Genomic DNA, 19,932 nt, shown 5'->3' on the forward strand with positions numbered 1-19,932 from the left:
CAGGAAAGGGGAGCGCGACCCGGAAAGTGCGCTCCCGGAACCATTAATCGCGCAGCAGCTCGTTGATGCCGGTCTTGGAGCGGGTCTTTTCATCGACGCGCTTGACGATGACGGCACAATAGAGGCTTGGAGCCGGCTGGCCGTTCGCCATGATGTTGCCGTTCGGCAGCGCGCCGGCGACGACGACGGAGTAGGGCGGTACTTCACCATAGGTGATCTCGCCGGTGGCGCGGTCGACGATCTTGGTCGACTTGCCGATGAAGACGCCCATGCCGAGCACCGAGCCTTCGCGGATGATGCAGCCTTCGACCACCTCGGAGCGTGCGCCGATGAAGCAATTATCCTCGATGATCGTCGGGCCGGCCTGCATCGGTTCCAGCACGCCGCCGATGCCGACGCCGCCCGAGAGATGCACATGCTTGCCGATCTGCGCGCAGGAGCCAACGGTCGCCCATGTGTCGACCATGGTGCCTTCGCCGACATAGGCGCCGAGATTGACGAAGGACGGCATCAGGATGGCGTTCGGGGCGATGTAGGCCGAGCGGCGGACGACGGCGTTCGGCACGGCGCGGAAGCCTGCCTCGCGGAAGCGGTTCTCGCCCCAGCCCTCGAACTTCGACGGCACCTTGTCCCACCAGGTCGAGCCGCCGGGGCCGCCGTCGACGATCTGCATGTCGTTCAGGCGGAAGGAGAGCAGCACGGCTTTCTTGAGCCACTGATTGACGGTCCAGTTGCCGTCGGAACCACGCTCGGCCACGCGCACCTTGCCGCTGTCGAGCAGGTTCAGCGCCGTTTCCACGGCGTCGCGAACTTCGCCGCGTGTCGAGACGTTCACATTGTCGCGATTTTCAAAGGCCGCCTCGATGGCGTTTTCGAGAGAGGCGAGATCGGTGGCGCTCATGAGAATTCCTTAAACTTCAATGGCTATCGTTGCGATCGGAGGGGTGTCCGCAAATACGGTCGATTGGTCCTACAGCATGGGCCCGAAAAATGGAATGATTTTTCGGTGCGGATTAAGCTTGGATTCAAGGCGTTAGAGGGGCATATGCGATACTTGGCTGCTCGCGCTGCGGTGTATGGCGGCCCTTGAAGGATCGATCGAAAGGCATTGGAAATGAGCAAGGCGAAGAACGGCAGGCTGACGCGCAAGGACGGGGTTTGGGATCCCTTGAAGACGAGTTCGGCCGACAAGCAGCGGGCTGAATCCGTTCCGAAGACACCGCAGTCGATGTCGCCTTCCTACCGTCTCGCCTACGCCGACGAGGATTTTCTCTGCCGTGAGGAGTTGCGGCCTATCCGCCTTCAGCTCGAATTGCTGAAGACCGAAATGTCTCTCACCGAGCGCGGCATCAAATCGACGGTGGTGATGTTCGGCGGCGCACGCATTCCGGCGCCGGGCGCCAGTGCCTGGGCGGCGCGCAACGAGGTACAGCGGGCCAATCTCGAAGCAGCCTCCGTCTATTACGAAGAAGCGCGCAAATTCGCGCGTCTATGCTCGCGTTATTCCGCCGGCTTCGATTTCCACGAATATGTCGTGGTCACCGGCGGCGGCCCTGGCGTCATGGAAGCCGGCAATCGTGGGGCTTCGGAGGAGGGGGCACCCTCGATCGGCCTCAACATCGTGCTGCCGCACGAGCAGGCGCCGAACGTCTATGTGACGCCGGAGCTCAGCTTCAATTTCCACTATTTTGCGATCCGCAAGATGCATTTCATGGTACGCGCCAAGGCGATCGCGGTATTTCCGGGCGGTTTCGGCACGCTGGACGAACTGTTTGAATGCCTGACGCTGATCCAGACCGGCCGCATGGAGCGCCTGCCGCTGATCCTGTTCGGCGAAAAATTCTGGCGCGAGATCATCAACTTCGATGCGCTCGCCGACTTCGGCACCATTGCCCCCGACGACGTCAAGCTGATCAGCTTTGTCGACACGGCCGAGGACGCGTGGAAGATCGTCTCGGATTTCTACGAGCACGACAACGGACACTGACAAGCAAAGACCCGCCGTTGCGACGCGACGGCGGGTCTTTGGATAGGATTGTGTCTATCGATTGATTTACAGCAGCGGGCGGTCCGGCATGTCGTCCAGCGAGATCACGCCGTCATGGTTGCGGTCCATGCGGTCGAAGAACTTGTTGGCGGCGTCTTCGGCTTCCTGTTTGCTGATCTGACCGTTTTCGTCCTTGTCGATGCGGTGGAACAGCATCATCCCGCGCATAAGTCCGGCTTCATGCATGAAGCGGCCGTGATGCCCGTGACGGCGTGGGCCATTGTCACCCTTGTCATCGTTCTGAGCCTGGTCGCCTTTGGTCTGATCGTTCTGGGTCTGGTTGTTGGCCTGGCTGTCATTGCCCTTGGTGTGTGCAGCCTTCCATTCCTTGAAGCGCTCCTGACGATAGGCGCGCACTTCGCCGGGGGTGATCTCGCCATCGTGGTTGGTGTCGATCTGATCGAAGATCTTGTCGACGCCGGCCTTGACTTCGTCCTTGGTGATCTTCGTGTCGCCGGGCTGGCCGAACTGCTTCAGCAGGCGCACATAGGCGATTTCCGGCGAAAAGCGCGGACCATCTCGACCATCTCGACCATCTCTGCCGTCGTGGCCGCGTTGTGCGGCAAAGCTGCCCTGCGCGGCAGCGCCGACCAGAAGGGCTGCGGAAAGGCCCGCCAGAAGAAGTTTTTTCCCGTTCATCGTTTTTTTCCTTTCGTGTCGAGGACTGGTCAAACGATACGGCTGGCGGTCAGAAACGACCAATTAAACATCTGTAAGGCGGATGAAACTTTCGTAACCCGATCCTAATGAATCCTCAAACCAAAGTTTTGAGGAAGGCCGTGAGGTCGTCGGTCACGTAGTCGATATGTTCGTCTTCGCCGGTGGTCTTTTCCCACCATTCGACGATGGTGCCCTCAAGGTTCTGCGGCACGAGCAGGACCGTTTTCATGCCGAGCGCTTTGGGCACGGTGAGATTGCGCGGTAGGTCCTCGAACATGGCGGCTCTCTTCGTATCCACCCGGTTGAGGCTCATGAATTTGTCATAGGTGCTGCCGGCCGGTTTCGGCACGTAATCGGCGGCGACAATGTCGAAGATATCGTCGAAGTGATCGAGAATGCCGAGCGCTCCGGCTGTAGCCTGCGCATGGCTGACGCTGCCATTGGTGAAGATGAACTTGCGTCCCGGCAGCGCCTTGATGGCGGCGGCCAGTTCCGGCTGCGGCATCAGCGCCGAATAGTCGATCGCATGCGCCTTCTCCAGGAAGTCATTGGGGTCGATGCGATGATGGATCATCAGCCCCTGCAATGTCGTGCCGTGCTCGAGATAATATTGTTTCTGCAGCTTCCGCGCCTCGTCCCGCTCCATCTGCAGGAGCGTCGAAACATAGGCCGTCATGTTCTTGTCGATCTGCGCGAACAGATCGACATGATGCGGATAGAGCGTATTGTCGAGGTCGAACACCCAGTCTCGGATATCGGAGAAATCGGCGGGACGGGGCTGTGTTTTTGTCTGGGTCATGACGGCGTTATGGCATGCGGCATTGCCTGAGGAAAAGCAAAATATGCCCGCTGCATATGCGGGAAATGGTGGGGACGTTGCCGATAGTTACAATGCAGGCTATGGTTTCGCTGGTTGAATTCCGGGGTTTTGCACTAGTTTCCTGGTTGAGGAGGAGCCTGGAGCTTCTTTGGACGCAGCGCACGGAATCTGCCCGGTTGGGCTTTTGCGGAGGGGGATATAATGAGTCAGGTTGAAAAGGCAGAAGAGTTCGCCCGGTTACATCGCAAGGGCGATCCGTTGGTCCTCTTCAATATATGGGATGCCGGTTCGGCCAAGGCAGTGACCGAAGCGGGCGCCAAGGCGCTGGCGACGGGAAGTTGGTCGGTCGCGGCTGCCAATGGCTTCGGTGATGGCGAAGCCGTTCCGCTGTCGCTGCTGGCGGTCATCACCCGCCTGATTTCGGTGACGAGCCCTCTGCCGGTCTCCGTCGATTTCGAGGGCGGCTATGCCGTGGAGCCGGATGCTGTTGCCACCAATGTCGAAAAGATCATGGATCACGGCGCCATCGGCATCAATTTCGAGGATCAGGTGATCGGCGGCCGCGGCGTTCACCCGATCGAGACGCAGGTACCCCGCATCCGTGCTATCCGCGAGATGGCTACCCGACGGGAAATACCGTTCTTCATCAACGCCCGTACCGATCTGTTCCTGCAGGAAAGCGATACGGCGCATCACCAGCTGCTGCTCGATGAAGCCTATCGCCGCGCCGATGCCTTTGCCGAGGCCGGCGCCAGCGGCTTCTTCGCGCCGGGTCTTGTCGATGCGGAGCTGATCAAGGCCCTTTGCGATCGCTCGTCGCTGCCCGTCAATATCATGGTGCGCGCGACGACGCCCGACAATGACACAATGGCAAGCCTCGGCGTCAGCCGCATCAGTTATGGTCCAGCTCCCTATCGCACAGTCATGGGCATGCTGAAGAGCGAGGCAGAAGCCGTTTATGAGCAGGGCCGCCGAGACGGAGATGCAAGTGCCATCGAAGGATAATGTATGGCAACATTATACATGTTAATGGGGCTGCCAGGGGCGGGTAAGACAACAATTGGCAAACGTCTTGAGCAGGAATGCCCTGCATTGCTGCTGTCTCCAGACGTATGGATGGCGCGAGTTGTTAGAGACGGCTACGATGCCGACAGACGACGTGCGGTACAGCAATTGCAGTTGGAGTTGGCCGATAGGGTTCTTCGTCTGGGGCGCGACGTGGTCTTGGAATTTGGATTCTTCCGTCGAGTAGAGCGAGACGACGCACGAACGCTGGCGTCAAAGGCAGGCGCCGAGGCCCAACTAATCTTCCTGGATCCGCCTTTTGAGGAACTGGTTAACCGTCTCGAGGCGCGTAACCAGGACTTGCCGCCCGACACGTTTTCTGTAACGCGGGAGCACCTCGAATTGTGCGCCACGTGGCTTGAGAGGCCGCTACCGGAGGAGCAGGCTTCCATATATCGGTAGCGCCGGCGCGGAGCGCTCAGCTCCTATCAGGGGATGATCAGCGTGCCGGCGCCGTGCTCGGTGAAGATTTCGAGCAGTACGGAATGGGCGGTCTTGCCGTTGAGGATGACGACGCCCTGGACACCCGCCTTGATGGCGTCGATGCAGGTCTCGACCTTCGGGATCATGCCGCCGGAAATCGTGCCGTCTGCGATCAGCGCACGCGCCTGGGCGACGGAGAGTTCCTTGATCAGCTGGCCCTGCTTGTCGAGCACGCCCGGAACGTCGGTGAGGAAGAGCAGGCGGGTGGCGCTGAGCGCGCCGGCGATGGCGCCCGCAAAGGTGTCGGCATTGATGTTATAGGTGGCGCCGTCGCGGCCGGGAGCGACCGGAGCGATAACGGGGATCATTTCCGACTTGGCTAGCAGGTCGAGCAGGGTACGGTCGACTTCGACCACTTCGCCGACGAAGCCGAGATCGAGCACGCGCTCGATGTTGGAGTCCGGATCCTTGAAGGTCTTGTGCGCCTTTTCGGCGAAGACCATGTTGCCGTCCTTGCCGCAAAGGCCGATCGCCCATTCGCCGGTCTGGTTGATCAGCGCGACGATTTCCTTGTTGATCGAGCCGGCGAGCACCATTTCGACGATCTCGACCGTCTTTTGGTCGGTGACGCGCAGGCCGCCTTCGAATTTCGATTCGATGCCCATCTTGGTCAGCATGGCGCCGATCTGCGGGCCGCCGCCGTGCACCACGATTGGATTGACGCCCGACTGCTTCAGGAGCGCGATATCGGCCGCAAACGCTTTGCCGAGCTCGGCATTGCCCATGGCATGGCCACCGTATTTGACCACGATGGTCTTGTTTTCATAACGCTGCATGTAGGGCAGGGCCTTGGCAAGCAGGCTGGCCTGGAGTTCGCTTTCGGCTTCGGACATGGGGCACCCCGTGAAATGGTTCGCGGCCTTTTATCTCAAGTTTTTGACAGAGGGAATAATGATGACAAGATTAGTTTTTATTACGTCACCTCGCCCACGCCCGGTTTCATCCTTTAAGCGAGCTTGCCGCCCGGTATCTTTCCCTTAAAGATGCACGGAGGGAACCATGATTGGGGGGCGGATGGCGAATGAGGAGATAGAGACGCTGATCAGTAGGGTTGCAATGCGCGACCAGAAAGCCTTTGCCGCACTTTACAGGCAGACCAGCCCGAAACTCTATGCCGTCTGTTTGCGTATCCTTCGCAACAAGACCGATGCCGAGGAGGTTTTGCAGGAGGTCTACGTGAAAATCTGGCAGCGGGCGGAGCGTTTTCTCGTCTCGGAAGGTCCGGCGATGCCGTGGCTGACGACGATTGCGCGCAATCAGTCGATCGATGCCATCCGCGCCCGAAAACCCGTAGCCGACGAAATAGACTTAGCCTATGATCTTGCCGACACCGAACCCGGTCCCGAGGAGCAGGCAATCGTGAAGGGAGAGGGAAGGCGCATTGACAGGTGCATGGAAGAGTTGGAAGCTGGTCGGGCTCAAGCTGTTCGTAGCGCCTATGTCGAGGGCCTGAGCTACCAGGAACTTGCCGAGCAATATGCGGTGCCTTTGAATACCATGCGTACCTGGCTGCGCCGAAGCCTGATTAGACTAAGAGAGTGCTTGGACCGATGAGTTCGTCCGATCAAAGCAAGGGAGGCCGCTCCCGCGATGAAGTCCTGGCCGGAGAATACGTGCTCGGCGTGCTGTCATTGGAGGATCGGCAAAAGGTTGAGCGGCGCATGCGCAGCGATCGTCAGTTCGCAGCGATCGTCAGCCGCTGGGAACAGAATCTTTCGGGATTCAACGACGACTACGAGATCGTCGCGCCGCCGGCCTCAGTGTTTCCCAAGGTCGAGAAGCGTGTTTTCAGAGAAACTGCGTTCGGCGCTCATCTCTGGGGCTCGCTGCTACTTTGGCGCTCGGTCGCCTTCGGCTCGCTGTTTCTCGCCATCGGTGTCCTGATGTTTACCGTCACCAACAACACCTCGCAGCCATCGCCGGGCAAGCAGCTCACCGCGTCTCTTGCCGGACAGAACAGCCCCATCAATTTGCTTGCGAATTATGATGCCACCAATGGGCTGCTGAGGGTGACACCGGTTGCCGCCGGCCAGCCCCAGGAAAAATCGCTGGAACTCTGGCTGATTCGCGGTAGCGATCCGGCCGAAGCGCTCGGCATCCTGCCGCAGACCGGCGAGGGCGAGATTGTTTTGCCGTCGGAGCTTCACGGCAAGCTAACGGAAGGCGCGATCATCGCCGTCAGCGTCGAGCCCTTCGGCGGCTCGCCGACCGGCAAGCCGACAGGCAACGTCATCGCCTCCGGAACGATCCGTCTGCCCTGAGAGCGTCTTTCTTCCGAAAAAGGAACTGCGGCTGAAACTCTTCTTCCAGCGTCTCCGTACCTTGCTTTGACCCCGCAAGATCGGGGCAAAAAGAGGAAGAGGATAGACCTATGATCAAGACCGTGATCCGCATCGCCGCAGTTGCCGTAACGCTCTCGGCCGCGACCGGCCTCGCCTATGCCAAGGACCCGATGGTCGGTGGCGCGCCGATGTTCGCCACCAAGAACATCATTCAGAATGCCGTGAACTCCAAGGACCACACGACGCTGGTCGCCGCCGTCAAGGCTGCCGGCCTTGTCGATACGCTGGAGGGCAAAGGCCCGTTCACCGTCTTCGCGCCGACCAACGAAGCCTTCAAGAAACTGCCGCCCGGCACCGTCGAGACGCTGCTGAAGCCGGAGAACAAGGCAACGCTGACGAAGATCCTGACCTGCCATGTGGTGGCCGGTGACGACCTGGAAGCGGCCATCAAGAAGATGTCGACGAGCAACGGCGGTGAATACGACCTGAAAACGGTCGGCGGCTGCGTGATCAAGGCCAAGGAGAAGGGCGGCAAGCTGACGCTGGTCGACGAGGCCGGCGGCACTGCTCACATCACCATCGCCGACGTCAAGCAGTCGAACGGCGTGATCCATGTGGTCGACAAGGTCTTGTTGCCGAAAATGTAATCAGTTTCGGTAAAAGAGCCGCCGCTCCTGGGGCGCCAGGGGCGGCGGTTTGATATTGTTTGTATCGGGAAATCAGATCGCGATGCCGACCGTCAGCCTGATCGCTTGGCGCACGTCCTCAAGGCCTTCGCCCTTTTCGGAGGAGGTGACGAGGATCCCGGGATAGGCGGCGGGGCGCTTGCGGATTTTTTCGGCCGTATCGGCCAGCAGCTTCGGTAGGCCCGCTTCCTTGATCTTGTCGGTCTTGGTCAGCACGATCTGATAGGAAACGGCGGCCTTGTCGAGCAGGTTCAGGACGTCCTCATCGTTCTTCTTGACGCCGTGGCGGCTGTCGATCAGCACATAGACGCGCTTTAGCGTCGTGCGACCCCGAAGATAATCGAACACCAGCTTCGTCCAGGCATCGACCTGTTCCTTCGGGGCTTCGGCATAGCCGTAGCCCGGCATATCCACGAGGGCCATCGGCGGCAAGTCGCCGGCCTCGCCGGAAAAACCGTCGGGAACGAAGTAGTTGAGTTCCTGCGTGCGGCCCGGCGTGTTCGAGGTGCGTGCCAGGCCCTTATGGCCGACCAGCGCGTTGATCAGCGACGATTTGCCGACATTCGAGCGTCCGGCAAAAGCCACTTCCAAAGGCCCTTCCGGCGGCAGGAACTTCATCGCCGGCACGCCGCGGATGAAGATCCACGGGCGGCCGAAAAGCGGCTTGTCGTCTTTTATCGTCTGTTCTGCCATGCTGCTTAAGGTCTTCCGGTTCAATTGTTGACTGGCTTCGGGGTTTTGCCGCCGAAAGTCAAGTTTTGATAGACGTCAGCTTATATCCCCAAAGAAAAGCCCCGCTTTCGCGGGGCTTTTTTCGTCATTTCGATGGTGCCGGTTTTCGTTTGAAGACACCCTTCAGATTGTCGAAGAGTTCCACCTTCACGCCATGGCGCTTCATGATGATCGACTGCTGGATCACCGAGAGCGTGTTGTTCCACGCCCAGTAGATCACCAGGCCGGCCGGGAAGCTGGCCAGCATGAACATAAATACCAGCGGCATCCAGGTGAAGATCATCGCCTGGGTCGGGTCCGGCGGCGTCGGGTTCATGCGCATCTGCAGGAACATGGTGATGCCCATGATCAGCGGCCAGACGCCAAGATGCAGGATGGTCGGAGCCGTGAACGGCAGCAGGCCGAAGAGATTGACGATCGAGGTCGGATCGGGAGCGGAAAGGTCCTGGATCCAGCCGAAGAACGGCGCATGGCGCATCTCGATGGTGATGTAGATCACCTTGTAGAGCGAGAAGAAGATCGGGATCTGCAGGAGCACCGGCCAGCAGCCGGCGATCGGGTTGATCTTCTCTTCCTTGTAGAGCTGCATGGTTGCCTGTTGCAGCCCCATGCGGTCGTCGCCGAACTTGGCCTTCAGCTCTTCCATCTTCGGCTGCATGCGCTTCATGTTCGCCATCGAAGCGTACTGCTTGCTGGCGAGCGGGAAGAACAGACCCTTGACGACGATGGTCGTGCACAGGATGGCGACGCCGAAATTGCCGAAGTAGCGGAAGAAGAAATCCATCAGCTTGAACATCGGCTTGGTGATGAAATAGAACCAGCCCCAGTCGATCAGGCGGTCGAATTTCGGGATCGAATAGCTCGTCTCGTAGCGGTCGATGACCGGCACTTCCTTGGCGCCGGCGAAGACGAGGCTCTTCAGCTCCTGCGACTGGCCGGGGGCGACGGTGATGGCATCTTGCTTGTAGTCGGCCTGATAGCGCGGCTGGCCATCGGCGAAATGCGAGAAATGCGCGTCATAGGCACCCGACTGCGGCGGCACGATCGTGGCTGCCCAGTACTTGTCGGTGATGCCAAGCCAGCCGCCGGTCGCTTTCGCGGGATTGACGGCTTCCTTTTCGGCGGCGGTATACTTGGTCTCGATCAGGCCATCGTCACCGATAACGCCGATGAAGCCTTCATGCAGAACGTATGCCGACGGCGTGGTGGGCTTGTTGTAACGCGTCACGCGGCCATAGCTCGACAACGATACCGGCGCCTGACCGGCATTGGCGATCTTGTCGGTGATCGTGAACATATAGCGTTCGTCGACGGAGATCGTGCGGGCGAAGGTGATGCCCTTGTCATTGGTGTAGGAGAGCGTCACCGGCGTGCTGTCGGTCAGCTTGTTGCCACCCGAAAGCGTCCACACCGTCGAGGGGCCGGGAACGGCGCCAGTCGTGTCGCTGCCGACATAGCCGAGTTCGGTGAAATAGCCGTCCTTGGTGTCGGCCGGGCTGAACAGCGTGATGATCGGGCTGCTCTTGTCGACCGTGTCATGGTAGGCCTTGAGCTGCAGATCGTCGAAGCGGGCACCTTCCAGATTGATGGAGCCGGACAGCGCGGGCGTGTCGATGATCACGCGTGAGGAGGCCGACTTGGCAACCGATTGATCATGCGTCAGCGTCGTCGGCGCATTCTGGCCGCTCGATGGCAGCGCACCGTCCACGGCAGTGCCGCTGGCTGGGGTCTGCGTCGTCTGGGCCTGCTGCGTCTGCTGCTGCAGCTTCGCGGCCTGATCGGCCTTGCGCTGCGCTTCGAGGCGCGGGTTCATGTAGAAAAACTGCCAGGCGAGAACAATCAGCACAGACAGGGCAATTGCTATGAAGTAATTGCGTTTGTTTTCCATCATACTTTCCTGGAGCGGTCCGTCTCCGGCCGGCGGGGTTTCGGCCTGGTTTCGATCCGGTGGGCGAGTTCGCTCGCCAGTTTTTCGAAAGGTGCGGTCAGTACATCGCGCCGCGCGACAACCACATAGTCGTGTCCGGGCTGCATTGCAAACCCGGCATGAAGTCGCACAGCTTCCTTCAGCCTGCGCCGCATGCGGTTGCGTTCCACCGCGTTGCCATGTTTTTTGGTAACGGTAAAACCGACGCGGGGTTCGGCGTCGGTGAGCTTGCGGTCCAGCACTTCGATCAGGAAGAGACTTCCCTTGCGCTTTTCGCCCTGGCGGACAGCAAGAAACTGCGGCCGGCTTTTCAGCCGCCCGACAGTCTTTTTGGATCGTTCATTCGTCAATTCGCCCGCCATCTTCTCGGGCATTCCGGCCCTTAGGCCGAAAGACGCTTGCGACCGCGGGCGCGGCGGGCGGAAAGAACCTTGCGGCCGCCAGCGGTTGCCATGCGTGCACGGAAACCGTGACGACGCTTGCGAACAAGCTTGGATGGTTGGTAAGTACGCTTCATTTATTTGAACACCGCGGAGTGCGGCCCTTCTTGAGCTTTGCTTTAAAAGCAAGGAGCGCTGTTGATTATGACGAACGGACTCGGCCCGCAAATGCAGGCTCCGTGACCGGACGTGCGCGGGCTTATACGGATCATGTCCCCCGAAGTCAATTATATCGCCGCAGATTCCTGAAAACCTGCTTCCTGGGCAAGGCGCGGCTTTGTCTTGGCGGCGGGTAGTGTTGTTGCGATTCCGGACAGCCGGTAAATTCGCATTTCATAATATTAAGAATGCTATTTCTGGATATATACTAAGTATCCGAAGGTGTTTTGAAATTTATATTAAGGGTGCCGCAATATAACATTAATAATTTTAGTGGATATTTAGGGGTATTGCGGAAAGCCCGAGTTTTTGAGGGGGTGGCTTCCGCTTGCAGGAGGCATGTCGTTGAAGATTCGTGGCAAGATTAATCTGCTTGTATGTGTGATGGCCAGTGCCGCCCTTTTGATCGGCGCAACCGCCCTTTATGCCGTGCATCGGTATGAGCGGCAGATGCGGGCCTATGAGCAGACGGCGAGCCGCGCCTATAAGGGCGAGCATCTGAACCGTGTCGTGACCGCCGTCGTCATGGAAGCGCGCGGTATCTATGCGTCGGCCACCGTCAAGGACGCCAAGAATTTCGCCGACGGATTGATGAAGGATCTCGACGAGATCGACAGCACATTTGCCACCTGGTCGCCAATGGTTCCCGAAGCACAGAAGGCGGAATTCGCCAAATTGCAGGATCGAGCCCAGGAATTCCGCACATTCCGGTCTGAAACCGTGAGACTTGCTCTGTCGGATGGTCCCGATGCCGCCAGCAAGCAGGGTAATAATGAGGCCAACCGCGCCAATCGCAAGGCCTTCCAGGCCGAGATCGACACAGTCGTTCAGGCAGACAAGGCCGAGCTCGCGACGGTCGGCGCCGAAATCGAAGCTTTCCATCAAATGGTCCTTTGGGCTGTGCTCGGCATCACGATGCTGGGCATCGCCGTGGGTGCTGGCCTCGGCAGCTATATCGGCGCAGTGCATTTGAGCCGCCCGATCCGCAAGGTGACGCAAACCATCAAGCAAGTGGCGGATGGCGATTTCGATGTCGAGGTTCCCTTCGCCGGGCGCGCGGATGAAATCGGCGAGATGGCCGCCGCCGTCGACATATTCAAGCAGAACGGCAAGGCCGTGCGACGCATGAATGCCGAGGAAACGACGATGCGGGCCAGGAGCGAGGATCTGCAGTCCGACATGTCGATCGTCGTTGCCGCCGCGACCGCCGGCGATTTCAGCCGCCGCATCGACAAGGACTACGAAGACGTCAATCTCAACCGTTTCGCCGGCGGCATCAACGAACTCCTGGCAAGTGTCGATATTGGTGTCGGCGAGGTTCGCCGCGTTATTGCGAGCCTTGCGGATGGCGATCTGACCCAGACCATGCGGGGCGAATTCCAGGGCGCCTTCGCCGAGCTGCAGCAGAACGTCAACGCCACGTTCGCAACCCTCAAGAACACCATGCGCGAAGTGCGGGAGACGACCGGTTCGATCAACGCCAATACCAACGAACTGGGCCATGCCAGCGACGACCTGTCGCGGCGCACCGAGCAGCAGGCCGCCGCTTTGGAAGAGACTTCCGCGGCGCTCGACCAGATCACCGCCGTGGTGCGAAGCTCGACCGAGCGGGCGCGGGAGGCGAGCGTCATGGTGACGGAAGCCAAGGAAGATGCCGCTCGTTCCGGCACGGTCGTGCGCAATGCCGTCGACGCCATGGGGCGTATCGAGCAGGCGTCGGGCGAGATCAGCCAGATCATCAGCGTCATCGACGAGATCGCTTTCCAGACCAACCTGCTGGCGCTGAACGCCGGTGTGGAGGCTGCCCGCGCCGGTGATGCCGGCAAGGGTTTCGCCGTCGTCGCCCAGGAAGTGCGCGAGCTGGCGCAGCGCTCGGCCACGGCTGCCAAGGATATCAAGGCGCTGATCAGCAAATCGGGCAGCGAGGTGCAGGTAGGCGTCAAGCTGGTGCAGGCAACCGGCGAGGCGCTGGCGACCATCGAGGCGCGCGTCTTGAAGATCAACGATCACATTCATTCGATCGCGACGGCTGCTCGCGAGCAGGCGACCGGCCTGACCGAGGTCAACAAGGCCGTCAACCAGATGGACGAGGTGACGCAGCGAAACGCCGCCATGGTCGAGGAAACCTCGGCCGCCACCCACCGTCTTTCGGGGGAGGCGGATGGCCTCGTTCGCCTTGTCGCCCGCTTCAGGGTCGAGGCGGATGTTGCATCCGCACCGGTATCGGCGCGCCCGGAGACACATCGCGCCGTGGCATCGCCGGCGCATCGCATGATCGGCAAGATCGCCAGCGCTTTCGGCGGCGGTCCGGCGGCGGTACAGGAATTTTGATCCATCAGAACGGTGACGGGAAAGGCGTCCGGGCACGCCTTTCCCGCTGCTGCTGAGGCCAATCTTGTCGCCTGTCACGGAAGCGATTGGAAAACGCTCCGCAATCCCCTATGATCTATCCTCGATATGTCGTCATCAGATCGCTTTGCAGAAAAGCGGGACAGCCGAAATGGATAGTGACCAGGACAGGAACATCGGCACGGCCGACAAGGCTGAGGCGCGTGGTCATGCCCGTTTCTGTCGGCCGACCGGTATTTTCGGCGGCCTGTCAGGCAAGCTCCTGCTCCTCACCGTATTCTTCATCCTGCTTGCCGAGGTGCTGATCTTCGTGCCGTCGGTCGCCAATATGCGGCTGCGCTGGCTGGAAGACCGGCTGAGCACGGCCGCCGCCGCCGCCACTGTCATTGATGGCCTGCAGCCGGTCGAACTGCCTCGCGCGCTTCAGAAAGAAACGCTGATGGCGACCGGCACGCGTGCGATCGTGCTGCGCAAGGACGGGACGTCACGGCTGCTGGCGACCGCCGAGATGCCGACTTCCGTCGACGAACAATATGATCTGAGCAATGTCTCCCTGCCGACCGCAATGCGTGATGCGCTGGACACACTGCTGTTTGGTGGCAACCGGATTATCCGCGTCTTCGGCCCGGTCGGCGGCGATGCCGGCACCGGCATTGAGGTGGTGTTGAAGGACACGCGCTTGCGCAACGCCATGCTCGCCTATTCGGGCAGTGTCTTGCTGATGTCGATCCTGATTTCGCTGTTCACCGCGACCCTGATCTTTTTGCCATCAACCGCATGATGATCCGTCCGATCCGCCGGCTGACCGACAGCATGCAGGCCTATTCCGACGATCCGGAGGATCCGAGCCGGGTGCTTACGCCGGACAAAGGGCGCGACGAGCTCGCCGTCGCTGGCCACCACCTCGCCGCCATGCAGTTGCAACTGCAAAAGACGCTGAAGCAGCAGAAGAACCTCGCCGCCCTCGGTCTTGCCGTGTCGAAGATCAACCACGACATGCGCAACATCCTGTCGGCGGCGCAACTGATGTCGGACCGGCTGGTCGATGTCGACGACCCCATGGTCAAGCGCTTCGCGCCGAAGCTCCTGCGAACCATCGACCGCGCCGTCGGCTATACGACCGAGGTCCTGTCCTATGGCCAGACCTCCGAATCAGCACCGCGGCGCCGGCGGGTGCATCTGCATGAGCTGATCGACGAGGTCCGCGATATCCTGGCGATCGACCCTGATGGCGGCATCGAGTTCGTCGAGCAGGTAAGCCAGGATCTGGTTGTCGATGCCGACAGCGAGCAACTGTTCCGCGTCATTCACAATCTCTGCCGCAACGCCCATCAGGCGCTGGTTACCTTCGGCGATGCGGAGCCCGACAGCATCCGTCGCATCACGGTTTCGGGACATCGCATCGGTAGCGTCGTCGGCATCACCGTCGACGACACCGGCCCGGGTATGCCGCAGAAGGCGCGGGAGAACCTGTTCACCGCCTTCCGTGGCTCCGCGCGTTCCGGCGGCACCGGCCTGGGGCTGGCAATTGCCCGCGAACTGGTGCTTGCCCATGGCGGCACCATTGCACTGGTGGAAAAACCTGCCGCCGGCACGCAGTTCCGCATCGAAATACCGGACCGCCCGGTTTCACTCGACGATTACCGTAGCCGCAGCGCCCACGAAAGCTGAGGTTTTTCAGCTTCTTCGCCGCCATTCCTGTGAAAATCGCGATCTTTTTCAGAAACCCACTTGCATTCCCCCGAAGGACGCTTTAGAGAACCGCCACGCCAACGGTTTACTCCGTTTGGACACGCACCCGTAGCTCAGCTGGATAGAGCACCAGACTACGAATCTGGGGGTCGGGCGTTCGAATCGCTCCGGGTGCGCCACTTCTTTTTCCTCTATATTAATGCAGTGGCCTCCAAAACGTCCGTGATATAAGCGGCGCGTATCGCTTATCCGTGAGCAGGCTTTCGCCATGGGCCTAATCCCGTCGAGATCACGGCAAGACCGATGATCGTAGCCGCCACGGGCACGAGCAGTGCCAATCTCAAGGCTTCTAGGCGAGCGTCGGCGTCGGTTTCCGCGCCGAGCGCCAGGACGCCGACGGCGCTTGCTGCCGACAGCCCGAGTGCCGCGCCGAATTGAAAGGCCGTGTTCACGAGGCCGCTCGCCAGACCCTGCTCGCTTTCGCCGATCCCGTCCGTTGCCAGAATGGTCAGCGGGCCGTAGGCGAGCGAGAATGCCAAGCCAAGCAGGATCATCGAGGGGAACATTGCCGCATAGGTCCAGTCGAGGCTCACCTGCAGGAACCAGGCATAGGAAAATGCCGCCAGCAGCACCCCGCCGAAAATGACTTTTATATTGCCGAAGCGATTGACCAGCCACGGGGTCACGGTTGGGGCGAGAATTGCGTCGGCGCCGATGGCCAGCAGTGCGAGGCTTGTCTGCAGCGATGTCCAGCCCATCAGTTCCTGCAGGTAGAGCGACACCAGAAACTGGAAGCCGAAGAAGGAGCCGGCGAAGAACAGCGCGCCGAGATTGGCGCGGATGAGCGAGGGCGTGCGCAGGATCCCGAGGCGCACCAGCGGCGTTTTGACCTTCAGTTGGGTGGCGACAAAGGCAATCCAGAGGATTGCGCTGACAGCAAAGACGGAAATCGTCCAATCCAGGCCGTGCGTGGGGTTTTCGAGCCGTGTCACGCCATAGGCGGCGGACAACATCGCGCCTGCGAGGATGACGGCGCCCAGCATATCGAAACGTTGGCCGTGGTCCCTTTGATGGTCGTTGGTGACCAGGCGCGGTGTCAGGATGAAGATAAGGCTGGCAAGAATGACCGGTGCGAAAAATACCCAGCGCCAGTCGATGGCGGCAAGCAGGCCGCCAGCAACAAGCCCCAGCGAGAAGCCTCCGGCAGCCGTGCCGGCATAAATGAGCACCGCCTTGTTACGCTGCGGCCCTTCCGGGAAGTTCGTGATGATCAGCGCAAGGCCGGCCGGCGTCATGAAGGCTGAGGCGACGCCGGTGACGAAACGCGCCGTCAGCAACATCCAGCCTTCGGTGGCGAAGCCCCCGAGACCGGAGAATGCGATGAACACGGCAAGCGCGGAGAGAAATACCCGCCGCTTGCCAAAGATATCAGCCGCGCGGCCGCCGAGCAGCATGAAGCCGGCATAGCCAAGCACATAGGAGCTGACGACGGCGCTGAGGGTCGTGGTCGAGAGGCCCAATTCGGCGCGGATCGCCGGCAGGGCCACATTCAGCATCGCGACATCGATGCCTTCGAGGAAAATCGCTCCGCATAGGACGAGCAGGGCGCCTCTCGCCCCTGCGCTCATCGGCGCTTGCGAACTCGAGGTGTGAGATAAGGTCGACATGGGTATGCCCTCACGTTTGATGGTTTGGTATGGAAATGGCAGGTCAATCACTATGGAGCCTGTCAGTTACTTCTTGTAACCATGGTTGAGGTAAGGCATATTCCACAGCCATGGAAGAAGGCACTTCAAACTCACCGAGTGATTGCTGCAGCACCGATGGGGACTACGATGTTCTCCAATGGGATCAGCGTGAGGGCTGCGAAGTCCGGCAGATCCTCGACAGGATCGCCGATAAGTGGTCGCTGCTGGTCATTGCCCTGCTTGAAAAACGCACGCTGCGGTTCACGGAGTTGAAGAGGAGCATCGATGGCATCAGCCAGCGGATGCTGACCAATACGCTGCGCCATCTGGAGCGTGATGGCATCGTCGAACGCACGGTGTTTCCAGTGGTCCCGCCACGCGTCGAATACAGGCTGACGTCGCTCGGCTGCACCTTGCATGAGACGATCCAGTCGCTGGTCAACTGGACGGAAAATAACCAGCGGGAAATCATCGCCGCCCGCGTCAGTTATGACGCGCGGGAACGGGATCGCTGATCGGATTTCGGCACTCCGAGGTCAACTTCAAGTCTCACATGCCTGGACCCGATGTCTTCCTGTCGTGCGATTGGAAGACACGGCTACGATTGCCTCAATTTTCAAGCGGTAAATTCATGCCCCACCGACAGAAATACGAGGCGTTCCATAATGATGTGGCGCTAGCCGACTGGGCCCGCCGTTATCTGTATAGAATTGCTTGCTCATAGCAAGTTTACTCATTTCAGCACTCAAATGGTGTTGGAGATTCCATGACTTAACGCTCAGATAACTGGAGAATAGACCTCCGTCTTTCTCGGAGGTTTCTCTGTTGGTGCTTCCACGTCGCAATATTCGAATAAAGTTGGGGCTACTTATTCGAAATCCGGCAGGCGATGGCGAGGTTGCTGAAAATAGGCCTGTGCTTAGGGGGCGCGCCGTGGAGCGTTGGTTGTTGATTTCCAATTGCAATACTTATGCGCTTGCGCGTTCATTGCAGTTGTTGAGTGACAGTTTCGATCTTGATTGTGTGGATGTTTGGCAATTCAAGAGGGAAATGGCGGATTACGCCGAGAAGATTCCAAAATACGATAGGCTGATCATAAATCCCATAGCCGAGCTGATGGGTTATGATTTTTCATCGGTGGAAAATCTGCACAGGATTCCGAACCTGGAGTTCGACGCCTACCACCCGGATTTTTGTTTCGCCTGCGCGCGAAACGAACGTATCTACAAGCCTTTGGCCGCCAATCAGTCGATGATCATTATCGCAGCCTTCCAGGCGGGATTGAGCGTCGAGAAGACCCGAAGGCTGTTTCGTCGCGACATATATGAACAAAGCGGTTTCTTCTCGCGCTGGGAACCGGCGAGAGACAGGCTGATCTCCACCTTCGCTGTCTTTGGGATGGATATGACGAACCCCTTCAGGCGCTGGACGCGGGGTGAGAGTTTCATGCATAGCCTGGGGCATCCCAAGGCTCCCCCTATCCTCGATGTCGCTCGTACATTTCTGAGGAATCGCGGCATCGAGACGAACAAGACGGATCTGGTGCCTTTCGACACAATCGTGAATGGCGTTTGCCTTCCGGTCTATCCCGAAATAGGCGAGTTGTTCGGGGTCCGCGGCTCGTACATGTTTAAGGTTTTCGGCGAGTACAAGCTCATCTCGCTGGAGAAACTCATTGAGCTTAGTTTCGAAGCCTACGCAGACTATGGGACGGATGAGATCACGGTCGAGCCGGGCTATCTCACGCGTTTCAACCGCGTAAAGCAGGCGATAGCGGAGGCAGATGCATGAGCAATCCATATTCCACGATCAATGACTATCAGTTGTGGCGTCGGTCCGTTGCGCGCGTGGAAACGCATATGTTCGATCCGATCGTCAATCCGAGATTCAAGATCGACAGGCAAGTTAAAGTCGCAACGGCCGGGAGTTGTTTCGCGCAGCATATCTCGCGTCAGATCCAGCGGATCGGCTTTCATTATTTCATTTCCGAGAAGGGCGAGGATTTGTCCGACGCGGAAAAATCCAAGCGAAATTTCGGCGTCTTCTCGGCGCGCTACGGGAATATCTATACGGCCCGGCAGTTGCTTCAGCTTTTCGACGAGGTCTTCGAGGGTCGTGAACCCGCCGAGAAGGCCTGGTTGCGCAAGGATGGAAGGTTCGTCGATCCTTACCGTCCGCAGATCGAGCCTGATGGGTATGAAAGCCCGGAGGCCGTCATCGAGGCGCGCCGTTCACATCTTAAGGCCGTGCGGTCGGTATTCCTCGATTCCGATGTTCTGGTTTTCACGCTGGGGCTGACGGAATCGTGGCGATCGAAGGCGGATGGATCCGTCTTTCCTCTTGCGCCGGGGGTTACCGCGGGATCGTTCGATCCGGACCGGTATGAATTCGTCAATTTCACCGTGGAAGAGGTCGACCGTCATCTGTCGCTGTTCCTGAAGAAATTGAAGGAGGTCAATCCTCGCGTAAAAGTGCTTCTCACCGTTTCCCCGGTGCCGCTGGTGGCGACCTATGAAAACCGGAACGTCCTGGTTTCGACGACCTATAGCAAAGCCGTGCTGCGCGTGGTGGCAGAGCAGATGCTATCGCGTTTTGACTGGGTCGACTATTTCCCGTCCTACGAGATCATCACCGGAAGCTATGCCGGCGGCCTCTATTATGAAGACGACTATCGTGAGGTAAACCATCTCGGTGTAGCGCATGTGATGCGGTGCTTCGTCAGGAACTATGTCTCGCAGCCCAACAAGGAAGCCGAGCCCAAAGCCGCGATGCTGCCGCCACCTCCCGAGACCGAATATCAAACCGTGGTCTGCGACGAACGAGAGATCGAGATGTTACGTCCCTGACGCGCCCGGAGCCGGTTGCCGGCTCATGGGAGGTGTTCAGGGAGCATATGAATATC

19 protein-coding genes, 1 tRNA gene and 1 pseudogene are annotated in these 19,932 nt (G+C 59.4%); 12 read left to right on the forward strand and 9 right to left on the reverse strand.

Annotation, left to right across the window (positions count from 1 at the left end; translation table 11 throughout):
- Positions 1-43 precede the first annotated feature (43 nt).
- Positions 44-901, reverse strand: coding sequence for a 2,3,4,5-tetrahydropyridine-2,6-dicarboxylate N-succinyltransferase (dapD, locus tag HB780_RS28165; protein WP_174161124.1), 858 nt, complete (start codon positions 899-901; stop codon positions 44-46).
- 213 nt (positions 902-1,114) lie between these two features.
- On the opposite strand from dapD, the gene HB780_RS28170 reads away from it, so the two are divergent.
- A complete protein-coding gene (locus tag HB780_RS28170) occupies positions 1,115-1,987 on the forward strand; it encodes an LOG family protein (protein ID WP_183691111.1) in 873 nt (290 codons plus the stop codon).
- A gap of 66 nt (positions 1,988-2,053) precedes the next feature.
- On the opposite strand, the gene HB780_RS28175 is transcribed toward HB780_RS28170, so the two are convergent.
- On the reverse strand, positions 2,054-2,686 hold the full coding sequence (locus HB780_RS28175) for an EF-hand domain-containing protein (RefSeq protein ID WP_183691113.1): 633 nt from the start codon (positions 2,684-2,686) through the stop codon (positions 2,054-2,056).
- 115 nt (positions 2,687-2,801) lie between these two features.
- Positions 2,802-3,506, reverse strand: a complete 705-nt coding sequence (locus HB780_RS28180; protein WP_183691115.1) for a pyrimidine 5'-nucleotidase — start codon at positions 3,504-3,506, stop codon at positions 2,802-2,804.
- Positions 3,507-3,728: 222 nt separating this feature from the next.
- Here HB780_RS28180 and HB780_RS28185 point away from each other — a divergent pair, with 222 nt between their 5' ends.
- Both HB780_RS28185 and HB780_RS28190 read left to right on the forward strand, forming a co-directional pair.
- Positions 3,729-4,532 (forward strand): isocitrate lyase/PEP mutase family protein, encoded by an 804-nt coding sequence (locus HB780_RS28185; protein ID WP_183691117.1) that lies wholly within the window; start codon positions 3,729-3,731, stop codon positions 4,530-4,532.
- Positions 4,533-4,535: 3 nt separating this feature from the next.
- Positions 4,536-4,994 carry a P-loop nucleotide/nucleoside kinase family protein gene (locus HB780_RS28190; protein ID WP_183691119.1) on the forward strand — a complete coding sequence of 153 codons (459 nt, stop codon included), beginning with the start codon at positions 4,536-4,538 and terminating at the stop codon, positions 4,992-4,994.
- A gap of 26 nt (positions 4,995-5,020) precedes the next feature.
- On the opposite strand, the gene argB is transcribed toward HB780_RS28190, so the two are convergent.
- Complete coding sequence (gene argB / locus HB780_RS28195) at positions 5,021-5,908, reverse strand: acetylglutamate kinase (RefSeq protein WP_183691121.1); 888 nt, start codon at positions 5,906-5,908, stop codon at positions 5,021-5,023.
- A 181-nt stretch (positions 5,909-6,089) separates the two neighbouring features.
- On the opposite strand from argB, the gene HB780_RS28200 reads away from it, so the two are divergent.
- The 3 genes from HB780_RS28200 to HB780_RS28210 all read left to right on the forward strand — a co-directional run bounded on the left by HB780_RS28200 (position 6,090) and on the right by HB780_RS28210 (position 8,004).
- Positions 6,090-6,629 (forward strand): sigma-70 family RNA polymerase sigma factor, encoded by a 540-nt coding sequence (locus tag HB780_RS28200; RefSeq protein ID WP_183697549.1) that lies wholly within the window; start codon positions 6,090-6,092, stop codon positions 6,627-6,629.
- The gene (locus HB780_RS28205) at positions 6,626-7,336 is read left to right on the forward strand and encodes an anti-sigma factor (RefSeq protein ID WP_183691123.1); all 711 of its coding nucleotides are present in this window, start codon (positions 6,626-6,628) and stop codon (positions 7,334-7,336) included. The genes HB780_RS28200 and HB780_RS28205 overlap by 4 nt, the downstream gene beginning before the upstream one ends.
- Positions 7,337-7,446: 110 nt before the next feature.
- Positions 7,447-8,004 (forward strand): fasciclin domain-containing protein, encoded by a 558-nt coding sequence (locus HB780_RS28210; protein WP_183691125.1) that lies wholly within the window; start codon positions 7,447-7,449, stop codon positions 8,002-8,004.
- Between the two features lie 72 nt (positions 8,005-8,076).
- On the opposite strand, the gene yihA is transcribed toward HB780_RS28210, so the two are convergent.
- From yihA to rpmH, 4 genes are all read right to left on the reverse strand, one after another.
- On the reverse strand, positions 8,077-8,736 hold the full coding sequence (gene yihA, locus HB780_RS28215) for a ribosome biogenesis GTP-binding protein YihA/YsxC (RefSeq protein ID WP_183691127.1): 660 nt from the start codon (positions 8,734-8,736) through the stop codon (positions 8,077-8,079).
- Positions 8,737-8,860: 124 nt separating this feature from the next.
- Positions 8,861-10,663 carry a membrane protein insertase YidC gene (yidC, locus tag HB780_RS28220; RefSeq protein WP_183697553.1) on the reverse strand — a complete coding sequence of 601 codons (1,803 nt, stop codon included), beginning with the start codon at positions 10,661-10,663 and terminating at the stop codon, positions 8,861-8,863.
- Positions 10,663-11,064, reverse strand: a complete 402-nt coding sequence (gene rnpA, locus HB780_RS28225; RefSeq protein WP_183697556.1) for a ribonuclease P protein component — start codon at positions 11,062-11,064, stop codon at positions 10,663-10,665. Before rnpA ends, yidC begins: the two co-directional genes overlap by 1 nt.
- 20 nt (positions 11,065-11,084) lie before the next feature.
- On the reverse strand, positions 11,085-11,219 hold the full coding sequence (gene rpmH, locus HB780_RS28230; protein WP_046794124.1) for a 50S ribosomal protein L34: 135 nt from the start codon (positions 11,217-11,219) through the stop codon (positions 11,085-11,087).
- A gap of 427 nt (positions 11,220-11,646) precedes the next feature.
- Between rpmH and HB780_RS28235 the strand changes: the two genes are divergently transcribed.
- The 3 genes and pseudogenes from HB780_RS28235 (at position 11,647) to HB780_RS28245 (ending at position 15,521) form a co-directional block, all read left to right on the forward strand.
- Positions 11,647-13,632 (forward strand): HAMP domain-containing methyl-accepting chemotaxis protein, encoded by a 1,986-nt coding sequence (locus HB780_RS28235; RefSeq protein ID WP_183697559.1) that lies wholly within the window; start codon positions 11,647-11,649, stop codon positions 13,630-13,632.
- Positions 13,633-13,801: 169 nt separating this feature from the next.
- A pseudogene (locus tag HB780_RS28240) lies at positions 13,802-15,321 on the forward strand (ATP-binding protein).
- Between the two features lie 123 nt (positions 15,322-15,444).
- Positions 15,445-15,521: transfer RNA gene (locus HB780_RS28245), tRNA-Arg, on the forward strand.
- Positions 15,522-15,587: 66 nt separating this feature from the next.
- Here HB780_RS28245 and HB780_RS28250 read toward each other — a convergent pair.
- Positions 15,588-17,009 carry an MFS transporter gene (locus HB780_RS28250; RefSeq protein WP_183691129.1) on the reverse strand — a complete coding sequence of 474 codons (1,422 nt, stop codon included), beginning with the start codon at positions 17,007-17,009 and terminating at the stop codon, positions 15,588-15,590.
- Between the two features lie 110 nt (positions 17,010-17,119).
- Between HB780_RS28250 and HB780_RS28255 the strand changes: the two genes are divergently transcribed.
- The 3 genes from HB780_RS28255 (at position 17,120) to HB780_RS28265 (ending at position 19,876) form a co-directional block, all read left to right on the forward strand.
- On the forward strand, positions 17,120-17,545 hold the full coding sequence (locus tag HB780_RS28255; RefSeq protein WP_183691130.1) for a winged helix-turn-helix transcriptional regulator: 426 nt from the start codon (positions 17,120-17,122) through the stop codon (positions 17,543-17,545).
- Between the two features lie 313 nt (positions 17,546-17,858).
- The gene (locus HB780_RS28260) at positions 17,859-18,821 is read left to right on the forward strand and encodes a WcbI family polysaccharide biosynthesis putative acetyltransferase (protein ID WP_286203194.1); all 963 of its coding nucleotides are present in this window, start codon (positions 17,859-17,861) and stop codon (positions 18,819-18,821) included.
- Positions 18,818-19,876, forward strand: a complete 1,059-nt coding sequence (locus tag HB780_RS28265; RefSeq protein WP_183691131.1) for a GSCFA domain-containing protein — start codon at positions 18,818-18,820, stop codon at positions 19,874-19,876. The genes HB780_RS28260 and HB780_RS28265 overlap by 4 nt, the downstream gene beginning before the upstream one ends.
- Positions 19,877-19,932 lie beyond the last annotated feature (56 nt).

This window comes from Rhizobium lusitanum (genome assembly GCF_014189535.1).
Classification (GTDB): Bacteria; Pseudomonadota; Alphaproteobacteria; order Rhizobiales; family Rhizobiaceae; genus Rhizobium; species Rhizobium lusitanum_C.